At 71.6% G+C, this 14,082-nt stretch carries 16 protein-coding genes; 8 read left to right on the forward strand and 8 right to left on the reverse strand.

The features are described 5' to 3' along the window. Positions 1 to 93: 93 nt before the first annotated feature. Together ACWEOE_RS20935 and ACWEOE_RS20940 are read right to left on the reverse strand one after the other, a co-directional pair. Positions 94 to 528, reverse strand: coding sequence for an NfeD family protein (locus ACWEOE_RS20935; RefSeq protein ID WP_452011521.1), 435 nt, complete (start codon positions 526 to 528; stop codon positions 94 to 96). Between the two features lie 103 nt (positions 529 to 631). Beyond that, a complete protein-coding gene (locus ACWEOE_RS20940; RefSeq protein WP_452011523.1) occupies positions 632 to 1,438 on the reverse strand; it encodes a DUF3097 domain-containing protein in 807 nt (268 codons plus the stop codon). A 163-nt stretch (positions 1,439 to 1,601) separates the two neighbouring features. Here ACWEOE_RS20940 and ACWEOE_RS20945 point away from each other — a divergent pair, with 163 nt between their 5' ends. The 3 genes from ACWEOE_RS20945 to ACWEOE_RS20955 all read left to right on the forward strand — a co-directional run bounded on the left by ACWEOE_RS20945 (position 1,602) and on the right by ACWEOE_RS20955 (position 3,685). Continuing rightward, on the forward strand, positions 1,602 to 2,330 hold the full coding sequence (locus ACWEOE_RS20945) for a M50 family metallopeptidase (protein WP_452011525.1): 729 nt from the start codon (positions 1,602 to 1,604) through the stop codon (positions 2,328 to 2,330). Positions 2,331 to 2,465: 135 nt separating this feature from the next. Continuing rightward, on the forward strand, positions 2,466 to 3,173 hold the full coding sequence (locus tag ACWEOE_RS20950; RefSeq protein WP_452011527.1) for a hypothetical protein: 708 nt from the start codon (positions 2,466 to 2,468) through the stop codon (positions 3,171 to 3,173). Continuing rightward, the gene (locus tag ACWEOE_RS20955; protein ID WP_452011530.1) at positions 3,173 to 3,685 is read left to right on the forward strand and encodes a cytochrome P450; all 513 of its coding nucleotides are present in this window, start codon (positions 3,173 to 3,175) and stop codon (positions 3,683 to 3,685) included. The genes ACWEOE_RS20950 and ACWEOE_RS20955 overlap by 1 nt, the downstream gene beginning before the upstream one ends. On the opposite strand, the gene ACWEOE_RS20960 is transcribed toward ACWEOE_RS20955, so the two are convergent. The 4 genes from ACWEOE_RS20960 to ACWEOE_RS20975 form a co-directional block, all read right to left on the reverse strand. After that, positions 3,682 to 4,191, reverse strand: a complete 510-nt coding sequence (locus ACWEOE_RS20960) for a hemerythrin domain-containing protein (protein WP_452011532.1) — start codon at positions 4,189 to 4,191, stop codon at positions 3,682 to 3,684. The two genes, ACWEOE_RS20955 and ACWEOE_RS20960, sit on opposite strands and share 4 nt — an antisense overlap. Positions 4,192 to 4,290: 99 nt before the next feature. After that, a complete protein-coding gene (locus tag ACWEOE_RS20965) occupies positions 4,291 to 5,217 on the reverse strand; it encodes a phosphotransferase (protein WP_452011535.1) in 927 nt (308 codons plus the stop codon). 11 nt (positions 5,218 to 5,228) lie between these two features. Further along, positions 5,229 to 6,038 (reverse strand): SCO1664 family protein, encoded by an 810-nt coding sequence (locus ACWEOE_RS20970; RefSeq protein ID WP_452011537.1) that lies wholly within the window; start codon positions 6,036 to 6,038, stop codon positions 5,229 to 5,231. A 2-nt stretch (positions 6,039 to 6,040) separates the two neighbouring features. After that, the gene (locus ACWEOE_RS20975; protein WP_366575999.1) at positions 6,041 to 6,616 is read right to left on the reverse strand and encodes a DUF3090 domain-containing protein; all 576 of its coding nucleotides are present in this window, start codon (positions 6,614 to 6,616) and stop codon (positions 6,041 to 6,043) included. A 295-nt stretch (positions 6,617 to 6,911) separates the two neighbouring features. Here ACWEOE_RS20975 and ACWEOE_RS20980 point away from each other — a divergent pair, with 295 nt between their 5' ends. From ACWEOE_RS20980 to ACWEOE_RS21000, 5 genes are all read left to right on the forward strand, one after another. Further along, positions 6,912 to 8,846: a prolyl oligopeptidase family serine peptidase gene (locus tag ACWEOE_RS20980; protein ID WP_452011539.1), complete on the forward strand. Its 1,935-nt coding sequence runs from the start codon at positions 6,912 to 6,914 to the stop codon at positions 8,844 to 8,846. Next, entirely contained in the window at positions 8,843 to 9,742 is a 900-nt protein-coding gene (locus ACWEOE_RS20985; protein ID WP_452011542.1) for a S66 peptidase family protein, read from the forward strand. The genes ACWEOE_RS20980 and ACWEOE_RS20985 overlap by 4 nt, the downstream gene beginning before the upstream one ends. After that, positions 9,739 to 10,152 (forward strand): TIGR03668 family PPOX class F420-dependent oxidoreductase, encoded by a 414-nt coding sequence (locus ACWEOE_RS20990; RefSeq protein WP_452011545.1) that lies wholly within the window; start codon positions 9,739 to 9,741, stop codon positions 10,150 to 10,152. Before ACWEOE_RS20985 ends, ACWEOE_RS20990 begins: the two co-directional genes overlap by 4 nt. A gap of 31 nt (positions 10,153 to 10,183) precedes the next feature. After that, on the forward strand, positions 10,184 to 10,894 hold the full coding sequence (locus ACWEOE_RS20995; RefSeq protein WP_452011547.1) for a hypothetical protein: 711 nt from the start codon (positions 10,184 to 10,186) through the stop codon (positions 10,892 to 10,894). A 63-nt stretch (positions 10,895 to 10,957) separates the two neighbouring features. Then, a complete protein-coding gene (locus ACWEOE_RS21000) occupies positions 10,958 to 11,608 on the forward strand; it encodes a hypothetical protein (protein ID WP_452011549.1) in 651 nt (216 codons plus the stop codon). Here the strand turns inward: ACWEOE_RS21000 and mptB are convergent. Both mptB and ACWEOE_RS21010 read right to left on the reverse strand, forming a co-directional pair. Continuing rightward, positions 11,605 to 13,167 carry a polyprenol phosphomannose-dependent alpha 1,6 mannosyltransferase MptB gene (gene mptB / locus ACWEOE_RS21005; RefSeq protein ID WP_452011551.1) on the reverse strand — a complete coding sequence of 521 codons (1,563 nt, stop codon included), beginning with the start codon at positions 13,165 to 13,167 and terminating at the stop codon, positions 11,605 to 11,607. The genes ACWEOE_RS21000 and mptB overlap by 4 nt on opposite strands. Before the next feature lie 138 nt (positions 13,168 to 13,305). Continuing rightward, positions 13,306 to 14,082 carry a tyrosine-protein phosphatase gene (locus ACWEOE_RS21010; protein ID WP_452011554.1) on the reverse strand — a complete coding sequence of 259 codons (777 nt, stop codon included), beginning with the start codon at positions 14,080 to 14,082 and terminating at the stop codon, positions 13,306 to 13,308.

The raw sequence follows: 14,082 nt of genomic DNA on the forward strand, positions 1-14,082 counted from the left end.
TGACGAACAGGACGAGCAGCGCGACCACGACGATCGCAATAGTCGACAAGAGCGTTTCCCCTTACCTAGTACCGTTTTTCGAAGTTCTCGCGATCACGACACGATGTCCACCACGGCGGTGGCGCCGGAGATCTCGACCACGGTGACACTGGTGCCCGGCGCGATCGGCGGGTGCGATTCGTGCACGGCGCGGGCCGACCAGACCTCTCCCCCGATCTTCACCTGCCCGGCATCGTAGTCCACAGTGGACACCACGACGGCGCGGGCGCCGATGAGCGCGTCCGTGCCCGTGGGGGTGTGGGAGCCGGCGAGGAAGCGGCGCTTGAGCGCGGGGCGGGCGAGGGCGAGCAGCGCGACCGAGCTGACGGCGAACACGGCGACGTCGATGAAGATGTTGCCGGTGATCGCTTCCGAGCCCGCGCCGAGGAGCGCGGCGATGCCGAGCATGATCAACACGAAGTCGCCGGAGATGACTTCGGCGATCATCAGGACGATGCCGATGATCAGCCAGATCAACGCTACTGCCATGTGCTCATGCTCTCAGATCGCGCCGGTTCGCACCGGGTTAGTGACTCGACGTGACCCACGCGTGACCTTGTCCCGATCCGGACGAACCGGGCTCATTCCGGGCTCATTCCGCGGGTTCGGTGACGAAGTCGATGAGCCGTTCGACGGCGCCGATGAGCGGGGTCTCGAGGTCGCGGAAACTGCTCACGGCGGCCAGGACCCGTTGCCAGCCCTCGTAGGTCTCGCCCCAGCCGAGCGCGTCGCAGATGCCGACCTTCCACTCGACGCCGCGCGGGATCCGCGGCCACGCGCGGATGCCGACGGCCTCGGGTTTCACGGCCTGCCAGATGTCCACGTACGGGTGACCGGTCACGAGGACCTGCTCGTCGCAGACCTGCGCCACCAGCCGCGACTCCTTGCTGCCGGCCACGAGGTGGTCGACGAGCACACCGAGCCGGCGGCCGGGCCCGGTGCCGAACTCGGCGATCCGGTCGGCCAGCACGTCGACACCGTCGAGCGGCTCCACGACCACGCCTTCGACCCGCAGGTCGTGGCCCCACACGCGTTCGACCAGCTCGGCGTCGTGCTTGCCCTCGACCCAGATCCGCGAATCGCGGGCGACGCGGGCCTGCAGGCCCTGCACCTTCACCGACCCGGACGCCGACACCCGCTTGACCGGTGCGGTGGCCTTGCGGACCGGGACGAGCGTGACGGGTTTGCCCTCCAGCAGGAAGGCCGCGGGGCCGAGCGGGAACACGCGGTGGCGGCCCTTGCCGTCCTCGAGCACGACGTTGCCGTACTCGATCTTCACGACCGCGCCGCAGTAGCCGCTGGCGGGGTCTTCGACCACGAGCCCGGGTTCGGCCGGGATCTCGGGGACCTTCCGCTTGCGCGGACCCGACAGCACGTCGTCGTACGAATGTGAGCGCACGACGGACGAAGGTAGTGCTCGCACCGGCGCCGAGTCGTGCCGCCACGCCGGGCGGGCAGGGGATCCTCGACAAGCTTCGGCGGGGTGGGGAAAACCGGGCCGGAAATGTCGTACCGACGTGCGATTCTTCGCGTTCGTGCCGCGGTCGAAGGAGGGCGAGCGCATGGCTGGGGGCGTCTTCGGGGTGCTGACCGACGTGGTCGAGGCTCCGCAGCGGTGGTTGGTGCTGGTCACGGGGCTGTTCGCGGCCGGGGTGTCGGTGGCGACGTTCGCGGTCATGGCGAGCGAGAAGGGCGCGGTGATCGTGCGCGCCAACGTGCTGGGCACGGTGTTCCACGAGAGCGGGCACGCTCTCGTCAGCATCGTCACCGGTGGCGGGGTCCGCCGGATCGAGATCACGAGTTCCGACAGCGGTGCCACGTGGTCGTGGGCGCCCTCGCCGTTCTCCCGGGCGTTGACGACCGCGGCCGGGTACGCGATGCCGCCGCTGGCGGGGCTCGGGGCGGCCGCCCTGTTGCGCCACGGCCACGCGCCGGCGGTCCTGGCCCTCACGATCGTGGTGATGGCTCTGGTGCTGGTGTTCACGCGGGATCTGGTCACGTTCGTCGTGGTGGTCGCGCTCGGCGGGCTCGCGTTCGTCACGCTGCGGGCCGCGCCGGAGTGGCTGCAGAACGCCGCCGCGTACGGCGAGGCGTGGCTGCTGCTCACCAGCGAGATCGGCGGGGTCGCGGTGTTGGTGGCGAACCGGGTCCGCCACGGGCTGCGCGACCACTCCGACGACGCGGCGGGGCTGGCCGAAAGCACTTCCGTGCCAGCTTTCGTGTGGATCGCCGGGTGGCTGGTGCTGATCGGCTGGGCGCTGGAGAAAGCCGTTCCGCTGTTGTGGCCGTGACGCGCCGGCAGCGGTACCGCCGGTCATCCCAGGGCACGACAGCTTGGCCGATCGGACCGAATGCGGGGCGAGCGTCCCCCACCGCGGCGGAGGTGTTCATGGTGGAGGTGGTGTCCAGACCACCGACAGGAAGGTGTGATCCGCCATGACGGCAGCCGCATCCGTCACTCCGGCTCTTCCGGTGACGCGACCGGCCGGATGCCGTACGACCCGCCCGCCGAGTACGGCGTGCTGCGCGCCGCCGACCCGACGTCGCAGGTCCGCTGCCCGGCGGGGATGGAGGCCTGGCTGGTCACCCGCTACGCCGATGTGCGCGCGGTGCTCGCCGACCACTCGATGAGCTCGCGTGGCGCGGCTTCGGTGCACGTCACCCTGCGGGTCGACCTCGACGAGCCGGTCAGGCCGGGCTCGATCACCCAGCTCGACGGCGAACCGCACTCGCGGGTGCGCAAGGTGGTGCTCGCGCAGTTCACCGTGCGGCGGGTGGAGCTGCTGCGCACCTGCGTCCAGGAGCTCGTCGAGAGCCACCTCGACGCGATGCTCGCCCGGCCGGGCGAGGCGGACCTGGTGCGGGACTTCGCGTTGCCCATCCCGTCGCTGGTCATCTGCCAGCTGCTGGGCGTCCCGTACGCCGACCGTGAGCGGTTCCAGCGGCAAAGCGTCGGTGCTGATCAGCACCGACACCACGCGCGAGCAGGCGCGGCAGGCCTACGACGAGCTGGCTGGGTTCCTGGCCGGGTTGTTCGCCCAGAAGCAGCAGAACCCGCAGGACGACCCGTTCAGCCGAGCGGATCGCTCGCGGTGCCGCCACGGGTGATCCGCTCGGCCTCGAGGAGCTGGTGATGCTCGGGCTCAGCCTCCTGGTGGCCGGCCACGAGACGACGGCCAACATGATCGCGCTGAGCACCCTGGTGCTGCTGGGGCACCTGGAGCAGCGCGACGCCGTGCTGGCCGCGCCGGAACGCGCGGTCGAGGAGCTGCTGCGGTACCTGTCGGTGGTGCAGTTCGGCCTGCTGCGCCACGCCACGCAGGACGTGCAGGTGGGCGACCGACTGGTCAAGGCGGGAGAATGGCTGGTCGCCGCACTGAACTCCGCGAACCGGGACGAGGAGCTGTTTCCGGCTCCGGACGAGCTGGACTTCCACCGCGACTCACCTCGCGCGCACGTGGCGTTCGGCTACGGCGCGCACCAGTGCATCGGCCAGCAGCTGGCGCGCTTCGCACTGCAGGAGGCGTTGACGCGCTTGTTGCGCCGGGTCCCGGACCTGCGCCTGGCGGTGCCACGGGAGTCGCTGGTCTTCAAGCACAACACCCTGGTCCACGGCGTCCGCGAGCCGCCGATCGCCTGGGGCTAGGTCAGGCCTTGAGTGGTCGTGTCGCCGAGGTCGCCGACGACCGTGTCCCACTCGGTGCCGGTGTGCTGTTCGGGCAGCGGGAAAACGTCGGTCAGCACCGCGTGCAGGTGCTCGCGCAGCACGGCGATCAGCGGGCCGAGGATCGCCAGCACCGCGGCGCGGTGGGTCGCGGTCGGGTTCACGCGCCAGGTCGAGAGCGTGTCGATGACGTCGACGCTCAGGTAGGCGATGCGTTCGTGGTGGCGTTCGAGGTCGTCGGCCACCCGCGCGAACCCGGCCGGCCCGCGGTCGAGCAGGCGCGGCGAGACTTCGAGGTCTTCGCCGTGGTGCTGGTTCAGCACGGTGGTCAGGAGGGTGATGTGCTCGGACACGAGCTCGGCGCGTTCGCGGTCGCCTTCGGTGACGCCGGCCAGGAGGGTGGGCATGAGGACGAACTCGCGAACCAGCCCGGTGTGGACCATCTGCAGTTCCCGGGTCATCGCGACCGGGGTCTTCATCGCGGTCATTGGTCAGTCCTTCGGCAGCGGTGCCGGAACGGCTGTGTCCGGCACTTGCGACACGGAGCCCGAGCTGGTTGCGGTTTAACGGTGTGACCCGAGCCACGCTCAAGATCGCGCGAGGGTGAGCACCGCGTTGGTGAAGCGGGTGCGGCCGGTGCGGCGCAGCGGGCCCATCGCGACGAGCGGAGCGAGCGCGACGCACCACGCGCGGGTGCGGGCGGGGTCGGGCAGCAGCGCGAGGCCGTCCTCGAGGGAGCCGCCGGCGGACATCGGCAGGAACGCCCAGTCGACGGCGTCCAGCGCGGGGTCACCGAGACACGGACGGGGGTCGATGGCGACGATGCCGCGGACCGGGCCGGCGTCGAGGACGTTGCCGGGGTGCAGGTCGCCGTGCACGAGGGTGACGGGACCGGTCGTGGCGAGCTGTTCAGCGCGGGTGCGGCCGGTGCGCAGGACGTCGAGCGGCAAGTGGTGCAGCGCGCCGCTGGCGCGCAGGCGGCGCTCGGCAAGGTCGAACATCGCGTGGACCCGCCTCAGCTGGGCCGGGAACGGGCTGTCGGCCGGTGCGGTGACGTTGCGTTCCGGAGTGACGCTGGGTCCCGGAGTGACGCTGGGTTCCGGAGTGACGCTGTGCACCTGGGCCAGCAGATCGCGGACCTGGCCCCACGGAATGTCGGCGCCGGTGAGGGTGGTGCCGGGCACGAGGCCTTCGAGCAGGAGCGCGCCCGCGCCGAGGTCGGTGTCGAGCAACTGCACCACGCGGGGCAGTCCGGCCCACGCCCGCAGTGCGGCGGCTTCGGTCCGCGCGATGACGGGGTCGGGGCAGAGCTTCAGCACGCGGGGCCCGTCCGCGCCGTCGCAGAGCAGGGTGCGGCCGGTGTTGCCCGGGCGGGCTTCGCGCACGGTCAGGCCCCAGCGCCGCGCGAGCGTGTCGACGAGGCCGGGCAACGCGTCGCACCAGGGTTCGACGCTCGCGCCGAACCGGTCGACCAGCCGTGCGCGGGCGTCGGCGTCCAGGGGCTCGGTCGGCACGGCGGGGTCCGTCAGAACAGGGGCCAGGGGATCGCGCGCCAGTCGTCGCCCGGTTCGGGGAACACGCCTTCGGTGAGCAGGAAGTCGGTGCGGTCGGACAGCGCGCGGACCTCGAACGTGGTGAGGTGCTCGGCGAGGTTGGCGCCGAGTTTACCGTCGAGATCGGAGCGCAGTTTGCGCAGCTTCTCCACGGCGTCGTCCCCGAGGCGCTCGCCGATCCAGCCCCACAGCACGGTGCGCAGCTTCGGGTCGGTGTGCAGGCAGATGCCGTGGTCGACGCCGTAGACGCGCCCGTCGGTGCCCGCGAGCAGGTGCCCGCCCTTGCGGTCGGTGTTGTTGACCACGATGTCGAGCACGGCCAGCTCGCGCATGCCGGGGTCGTCGGCGTGGACGAGCACGGCCGGGTCGCCGAGGCGGTCGTGGGCGCTCAGCACCGTGCGCCAGCCTTCGGGGACCTCCTCGGGGGCGCAGACGTCGACGACATCGGCCTCCTCGTCGGTCTCGACCCACAGCTGGACCATGCCGGGGCCGAACGGGCCGTCGCGCAGGACCGTGGGCGGGATGGCGCCGAGGCCCGACGCGTCGGCGATCATCGCAGTGGCGACCTCGCGGCCGGCGAGGGTGCCGTCGGGGAAGTCCCACAGCGGCCGCTCCCCCGACACCGGCTTGTAGACCACGCGGCCGGTGACGCCATCGAGCTCGATCGCGCAGAACAGGGTGACGTTGGAGGCGTCGACGAGCCGGCCTTCCACATCGATGCGGCCGTGGGTCACGAACTCGCGGGCGGCGGGGTCCGTCGGCTCCGGTGGGGTGGCCGCCACCCTCAGTCCTCCGCCACGTCGACGTCGCGACGGTAGCCGTTCTGGCGCGGGCAGATGTGCCCGGTCGCGTCGAGGGGCTCCCCGCACAGCGGGCACGGTTTGCGCCCGGCGTTCACGACGCGGTCGGCGCGCTCGGCGAAGGCGCGGGCGGCGACCGGGGTGAGGAACACGCGCACGGCGTCGGGACCCTCTTCGGTGTCGTCCAGGACCACCGTCTCGTCGACCTCACCCTCGGTGATCGCGAGGAGCTCGATCACGACGGCGCTGGAGTCGGCGTCCCAGCCGAGGCCCATCGTGCCGACGCGGAACTCTTCCTCCACGGGGACCGTGAGGGGGTCGACGTCGAGGTGGTCGTCGGGGACGTCGGTGGGCACGTCGGCGCCGAAGCGGCTGGCGACCTCCTCCAGAAGGGAGCCGAGCCGCTCGGCGAGGACGACGACCTGCTGTTTCTCGATCGTCACGCTGATCGTCCTGACATCTTCCGACGCCTGGAGGTAGAACGTGCGATCGCCGGGCTCGCCGACCGTTCCGGCGACGAACCGGTCGGGCTTGCGGAAGACGTGGATTACGCGAGACATGGCACCCCCGACCCTAGGCCACGGGCGCATGATCGGCATCCGCCGCCCCTGGTTGACCGGGATTTCGACGCGGTGCGTGCGGGTGCGGACACGCAGCGCACCAGCGCACGGCTCCGCTCAGGGGCACCGCCGCGCGCCGTACCTGGTCGAACCGGCCGAACCGGGCTCGTGCGGACGGGTGGCCGACCGGGCTACGCCGGTAGCGAACGCGGGGGCGGCGGTGCCGATTCGGGCACGAGCGGAGTGGCCGCTCGAACGTGTGGCCGCCGATCGGACGACCGCTACGCTCGTGCGCATGCCGCCCGAGATCTCTTCGTATGGAACCTGGACCTCACCCATTTCGGCGGCGGATGTCGCCGCCGCGGGAGGTGGCGCCCAGTGGCTGGCCACGGTGGGTGACGAAGTCTGGTGGGCCGAGGCCAGGCCGGCCGAGGGCGGTCGTGTGGCGCTCGTGCGGGCGCTGCCGGGTGGCGGGGTCGAGGACGTGGTGCCGGCGCCGTGGAACGTCCGCAACCGGGTGCACGAGTACGGCGGGCGGCCCTGGGCCGTGGTCGGGGACGTCGTGGTGTTCACGCACTGGGCCGATCAGCGCGTGTACACGTCGGTCGCCGGTGAGGTGAGCCCGCTGACGCCGGAGCCCGCTTCGCCGCAGGGAGTGCGCTACGGCGACCTGCGGCCGGGCCGCCCCGGTGAGGTGTGGGCGGTGCGTGAGCGCAGCACGGGGCCACGGCGGACGGACATCGAGCGCGAGCTCGTGGCGATCCCGGTGGCCGGTGGGGCCGAGCGGGTGCTCGTGGCCGGGCACCGGTTTTTCACCGCGCCGCAGCTCTCGCCCGACGGCGCGCATGCGGCGTGGCTGGCGTGGGACCACCCGGCGATGCCGTGGGACGGGACGGAGCTGTTCGTGGCGCCGGTCGACGCGGACGGGGTGTTCGACGAGGCCCGGGTGCTGGCCGGTGGCGCGGACGTGGCGGTGTGCCAGGTGGAGTGGGAGACGCCCGACCGGCTGCTCGCGCTGCTCGACCCGGACGGCTGGTGGAACCTGCACCGCGTCGGGCTCGACGGTTCGGTGGTGAACCTGGCGCCGGTGGAGCAGGAGATCGGCGGCGCGATGTGGAAGCTCGGCGCGAGCTGGTTCCGCCCGCTCGGTGGCGGGCGGCACGCGGTGCTCGCCTCGGGTGGTCTGGCGGTGCTCGACGAGCACGCCGGCTCCCTGACGCCGGTGGCGGGCGAGCTGAGCGTGTGGTCGGCGTCGGGCCTGGCGGCGGTGCCGGGCGGGGTCGCCGGCATCGCGGGAGGTCCGGCGCGGGAGAGCGCCGTGGTGCGGGTGGATCTCGGGGCGGGCACGTGGACGGCGCTGACGCCGCAGCCGGCGGACCTGCCCGCGGCGGAGTATCTACCGGTGCCGGAGGAACGCGTGTTCACGGCGGCGGACGGTTCGCGGGTTCCCGCGTTCGTGTTCCCGCCGCGCAACCCCGATTTCGCCGGTCCCGAGGGCGAGCGGCCACCGTTCGTGGTCCACGTGCACGGCGGGCCGACGGGGCGCAGCGACGAGGCGCTGGATCTGACGATCGCGTACTTCACCAGCCGCGGGATCGGTGTGGTGGCGGTGAACTACGGCGGCTCGACCGGCTACGGCCGGGCGTTCCGGGAGCGGCTGCGGGAGCAGTGGGGTGTGGTCGACGTCGGCGACTGCGTGGCGGTGGCCGAGGCGCTGGTGGCCGAGGGCGCGGCGGATGGCGCGCGGCTCGGGATCCGGGGCGGCAGTGCGGGCGGGTTCACCTCGGCCGCGTCGATCACGATGACCCGCACGTATGCGGCCGCGACGGTGAAGTTCCCGATCCTGGACCTCGCCACCTGGACCGGAGCCGGTGGCGAGACGCACGACTTCGAGTCGCAGTACCTGGTGAGCCTGGTCGGGCCGTATCCGGAGATGGCCGAGCGCTACCGGGAGCGCTCGCCGATCACCCACGCGGGTTCGCTGGCGGGTCCGGTGTTGTTCCTGCAGGGGCTGGAGGACCAGATCTGCCCGCCGGAGCAGGCGGACCGGTTCGTCGCCGGGCTGGCGGGCAGCGGCGTCGAGCACGCCTACCTGCGGTTCCCGGGCGAGCAGCACGGGTTCCGGCGCGCCGAGACGATCGTGACAGCGTTGGAGGCCGAATTGTCCTTCTACGGCCAGGTGTTCGGCTTCGCGACGCCGGACGTGGCGAAGCTGGAGCTGTCGCGATGAGACCACCTCGGCTGGTGTCCGGGGACACAGTGGCGCTGATCGCGCCGTCGGGCCCGGTCGCGCCGGACCTGCTCGACGCCGCGCTGCCGGTGCTGCGCGGCTGGGGTGTGAAGGTGCGCGTGGGCGAGGCGGTGCCCGGTTCGTCGTCCGGGTACCTCTCGGCGCCGGACGAGGTGCGCGCGGCGGAGTTCACGGCCGCGTGGCTGGACCCGGAGGTGTCGTGCGTGCTGGCGGCGCGCGGCGGTTACGGCTCGCAGCGGATGCTGGACCTCGTCGACTGGGCGGCGCTGCGCTCGGCCGGCCCGAAGGTGCTGGCCGGTTCTTCCGACGTGACGGCGCTGCACCGGGCCGTGGCCGTGCACCTGGGCCTGGACACGCTGTTCTCGCCGATGCCCGCCTCGGTCCTGTTCGACGAGTTCGCCGCGGAACACCTGCGGCGCACCCTGTTCGAACCCGAGCGCACCCGCGTGCTGCACGCGCCTGCCGCCGATGTGCTGGTGGCGGGCCGGGCCTCGGGCGTGCTCGTGGGCGGGAACCTGTCGATGCTCGCGGCCGGCCTGGGCACGGCTGAGCAGGGCTCGGCCGACGGTGGGATCGTGCTGCTGGAGGACGTGACCGAGAGCGTGTACCGCATCGACCGGATGGTGACGCAGCTGCTGCGCTCGGGCTGGCTGACCGGGGCGTGCGGGGTGGTGCTGGGTTCGTGGGCCGCATGCGGCGACCCGGTGGAGATCCGGGCGCTGCTGCTGGAACGGCTGCAGCCGCTGGGAGTGCCGGTGCTGGGCGCCTTCGGGTTCGGGCACGTGGCTTCGTCGCCGACTCTGCCGTTGGGTGCGCGGGCTTCGCTGGACACAGACCTGGCGACGTTGACCCTCGACTCCCCCGCGCTGGCGTGAAGCTCTCCGCGGACGAGGCGCGCGCCCGCTTCGCCGCTGCCCGCGTGGCCCGGCTGGCGACCGCGTCGGCTTCGGGTGTGCCGCACGTCGTTCCGGTGACCTTCGCGGTGTCCGGGTCGGAGATCGTGTTCGCGGTGGACCACAAACCGAAGTCGTCGACTTCGTTGCGCCGCCTGGCGAACATCGCGGAGAACCCCGCGGTGTCGTTCCTGGTCGACGCGTATTCGGACGACTGGTCGCAGCTGTGGTGGGCCCGGGCTGACGGCGTGGCGCGGGTTGTCGCCGAGTCCGAGCGGGCGGAGCGGGTCGGATGGCTGGTGGCGAAGTATCCGCAGTATGCGGAGAGGCCGCCGGAGCACGCGCTGGTGTCGACGACGGTGGGTTCGTGGCGTGGTTGGGCGTTTGGGTAACGATCGCTCGGTGTTCGGCGATCTTGGTGCCGTGATCAGGAAAACGGCGGTGGTGGCGGGTCTCGTGCTGGTGCTTGCGGGGTGCTCTGCAGGTGAGGTGAAGACGGCGGAGCCGACCGCGCCGCCGTCGCCGACCACGAGCCACAAGTCGCACCTCCCGAAGCCGGCGGACCTGTCGCAGTTCCTGCCGACGGAAGAAACGCTGGCATCGGTGGGGTTCGCCGTGGACCGCGAGCCGCGGTCGATCATCAGCTCGGTGTACCCGAAGAAGCTCATCGTCGCCTGCGGGCGCGAAGCTATGGAGCCCTGGGACGAGGCCGTGGTCGAGGGCAGTTCGGCCGGCTGGTTCAAGACGAGCAGCGGCGCGAACCCCGCACTGACCTCCGAGGGCGTGGAAGAACGCATGGGCCGCTACGACGGTTTGACCGGCGCCGAGGTGGTGGGGCGGATCAAGGCTGCGATGGCGTGCGGCACGTTCACCGAAACGGCCGAGGATTTCAAGGTGGACGAGAAGTTCGCCGCTCCGGCATTCCCCGGGGTCGACGCGCAATTCGGGTTCTGTGGTGCGGCCACCGACGCTCCTGATGTGCGCCGGTGCTTCCTGTTCCTCGCGCACGGCGATCGGGCTGAAGTGCTCGAATCGAGCGAGACCGACGACGACGGGTTGAAACCCGGCAAGGCCAAGAAGACCCTGCTGACCACGCTGCCGATGTTCGCGGCGGCGTTCGCGAAAGACCGGTAACGATCGCCGGGTGATCGGCGATCTTGGTGCGTGCACAGACGGATTTTGTGGAAAACGGCAGTGGTGTCCGGTCTCGCGGTGCTGGTCGCGGGGTGTTCGTCCGGTGTGGCGCAGACGCAGGTGAGCGCCACCAAGACGGAGGCCGCGCCTGCCTCGATCAGTGCGCCGCCGTCGTCGGATTCGCGGAAGTTGCCGGAGCGTTTCTTGCCGACCGAGGACGAGATGGCGAAGCTCGGGCAGGACGACTACGGCGGGCCGGTCGAATACTCCATCAGTGAGCACACGCCCTTGCGGCTGGTGTACGCGTGCGGTGCGGCGCAGCCGTGGGATGCGAAGGCCAAGGTGGGCGCGCAGGCACGGTCGAAGGGTGGCGAGGGGCAGATCGCGCAGCTCGTGGCCGAGTACGACGGCTACTCGGGAGCGCAGGTCGTGGCCGGGGTGAAGAACGCGCTCGCCTGTGGGCACGTGACGGTGCACGACCTGGATTTCGCGTCGGTCAGCGAGTTCGCGGTGCCGAAGGTGGCGGATGCGCAGTACGGGTTCTGTGCCTCGCCGACCGACCCGATCGGTGCGCGGATCTGCGTGCTGGTGCTGGGCAAGGGGGACCGTGCCGAGGCGACCATGTACACGAACACGGACTGGGTCGACAAGGCCGGCGAGCCGGTGTTGAAGAAGGTCGCCCCGGTGTTCGCCGAGGCGCTCGGCCGGCCCTAGTCGCCCTGGGTGGGGGCCGCGGGGAGGAACTCTTCTTTCCGCGGCCGCCGCCAGGCCGAGATCAGGCCGAGGGGGTCCGGGCGCAGCAGCGACGCGGCGGCGTAGAGGCTGACCACGACGACGATCGCGATGAACCACCAGTCGTACAGGGCCTGTTCGCCGGTCGGGTAGTACACGAGCGTCACGAACACCGACACCGCGACGACCGCGGAGAGGTTGCGGCGCTCCCAGGGGAACGCGGAGATCAGCACGAAGCCCCAGGTGAGGTACCACGGCAGGGTCGGCGGCATGAGGATCGCGACGGCCAGCAAGGTGATCGCGGCGCGGTAGACGGCCTTGGCGCCGCCTTCGCGGGCGAGCCACCACTGGCGGATGCCGAAGGCGGCGAGGCCGATCATGGCGATCGCGCGGGCGACGGTGACGAACGGCGAGGGCTGGACGTTGGCGACGAGGTGCACGAGGTTGTACACGGCTTCGCCGATGCCGGTCGGGAAGTTGAGCCAGTTGGCGATGAGCTGGGGTGCCGCGAGGCCCGACCACCAGCCGAGGTTGAGCGAGCCGAGCGAGAGCCAGGTGCCGGCGACGAACACGGGCAGGAAGAGGCCCACGGACGCGGCGCCGGCCTTGAAGAAGTTCTTGACCTTCGACTCGCCGGTCATGTTCGCGGCCCACATCCACACGAGGAAGGGCAGCGCGACGGCGGCGGTCGGCTTGATCAGCATGCCGATGGTGACGAGCACGACGGCGACGATGTACTTGCGCTCGAGCGCGGCGAGGACGCCGGTGGTGAGGAAGCCGAGCATCATCAGGTCGTTGTGCGGGCCGCCGAAGAGGTGGATGACCATCATCGGGCTGGCGACCGCGAGCCAGAGTGCCACGGGCAGCTTGCCGCCGAGGTGCTTCACGAGCCGCGGCAGCGCCCACAGCGTCATGCCGAGCCCCACGAGCAGCACGACGCGGGTGAGGATCACGCCGGCGATCATGTTGTCCTGCGTGATGGACACGATGCCCTTGGAGATCAGCAGGAACAGCGGCCCGTACGGTGCGGGCGTGGTCTGCCAGAGGGGGTGCACGTTCTGCACGACGTTGGGCAGCACGTCGAGCTCGGCGGGGCCGTTGGCGTACGGGTCGAGGCCGTAGAGCAGCTGCGCGCCCTGGCCGAGGTAGGAGAAGACGTCGCGGGTGAACAGCGGCGGCGACACGAGCAGCGGCGCCATCCAGCACAGCGCGGCGACGAGGATCGGCTTGCTGCCGATGCGGCCGGCGAGCACGTAGCGGCCCAGGCGCACCCACGCCCACACGACGAGGGCGAAACCGAGGTAGAGCAGCCCGTTGGCGAGCGCGCGGCCGTGGCCGTAGCGGATCCAGGACAGCGCGCCGTGGCCCAGGACGGGGTCGCGGATCAGAATGCCGCCCGCACCGAGCGCGGCGAGCATCAGCAGCGTGGTCCCGATGGTGCCCATCGCGATCGTGCGGTACGGGAACCGCGAGGGCGTGAGGAACTGCGCGTCCGGAGCGCTGATCGCGGACGGCTGCGCGGAGTCGGTGGTGGTCGCCATTTCGATCCAGGAGATTACCGGGTGAATCTTCGTCACACCGCACGGCCTCCCGCATGGCGCGTGTTTCGCGCAGGTGTTCGGGCGCCTGCTGTGCGGTCCGGGTGAATCGTCCCGCTCTGCGGCGCCGACCGCCGGCTTTTAGGCGGACGGTCGGCTTCCGGTGACGAGCCTGCTGCGGATTTCGTCCAGCGCGGCCGCCCCGGCGGCGGCGAGGCACTGACGGGCGTCGAGCCCGTCGAGGGTGGTGAGCAGGGCGGCCGTGGTCGTGGTGGCGCGCCGGTCGAGCACGGACTTGATCAGCGGGCCCTGGTCCTCGACGCCGAGCGCGGCGTACAGGGGCCGGACGGCTTCGGTGGACAGGTCGTAGTCGGCGGCGATGGCCGCGGGTTCGACGTCGGCCAGGGCCAGGAGCAGGAGCGCGGTGAGGCCGGTCCGGTCCCGGCCGGAGCCGCAGTGGAAGAGCACGCCGCCGGGTTCGGTCCGTGCGATCGTCTCGATGAGCGCCGCGCACCGTGCGGCTTTGTGCTGCAGGAACAGTGGGTAGTAGAGCGGGCTGCCGTCGAGTTCCTCTTCGCTGATCCGCCGCCAGAGCGCGGTGTCCTCGACGTCGTCGAGGGGGAACTCGACGCGCGTGATGCCGGGTGGCGTCCGCGCGCCGATGGGGCCCGGGTTCAGGCGGGTTGAACCGGCGAAGGCGGACGCTGTGGGGCCGGGCCGGATTTCGGCGGGGTTGCGCAGGTCGATCACGGTCCGCACCCCGGCTTCGCGGGCCTGGGCCCAGCCGGCGTCGGTGACGAACCGCAGGTCGGCGGCCCGGTAGAACGCGCCGTGGCACGTCGTGCCGCCACCGCGGATCGGGAGGCCGCCGAGGTCGCGGGTGTTGTGGAAGCCCGCCCACCCGATCGCGCGGTCCAC

It is taken from the genome of Amycolatopsis sp. NPDC004368 (assembly GCF_053602515.1).

What these genes read in the sequence shown, in the direction of transcription:
- ACWEOE_RS20935 (WP_452011521.1), bottom strand. Translation starts at nt 528, where the DNA reads ATGGCAGTAGCGTTGATCTGGCTGATCATCGGCATCGTCCTGATGATC.
- ACWEOE_RS20945 (WP_452011525.1), top strand. Translation starts at nt 1,602, where the DNA reads ATGGCTGGGGGCGTCTTCGGGGTGCTGACCGACGTGGTCGAGGCTCCG.
- ACWEOE_RS20955 (WP_452011530.1), top strand. Translation starts at nt 3,173, where the DNA reads ATGCTCGGGCTCAGCCTCCTGGTGGCCGGCCACGAGACGACGGCCAAC.
- ACWEOE_RS20960 (WP_452011532.1), bottom strand. Translation starts at nt 4,191, where the DNA reads ATGACCGCGATGAAGACCCCGGTCGCGATGACCCGGGAACTGCAGATG.
- ACWEOE_RS20975 (WP_366575999.1), bottom strand. Translation starts at nt 6,616, where the DNA reads ATGTCTCGCGTAATCCACGTCTTCCGCAAGCCCGACCGGTTCGTCGCC.
- ACWEOE_RS20980 (WP_452011539.1), top strand. Translation starts at nt 6,912, where the DNA reads ATGCCGCCCGAGATCTCTTCGTATGGAACCTGGACCTCACCCATTTCG.
- ACWEOE_RS20985 (WP_452011542.1), top strand. Translation starts at nt 8,843, where the DNA reads ATGAGACCACCTCGGCTGGTGTCCGGGGACACAGTGGCGCTGATCGCG.
- mptB (WP_452011551.1), bottom strand. Translation starts at nt 13,167, where the DNA reads ATGGCGACCACCACCGACTCCGCGCAGCCGTCCGCGATCAGCGCTCCG.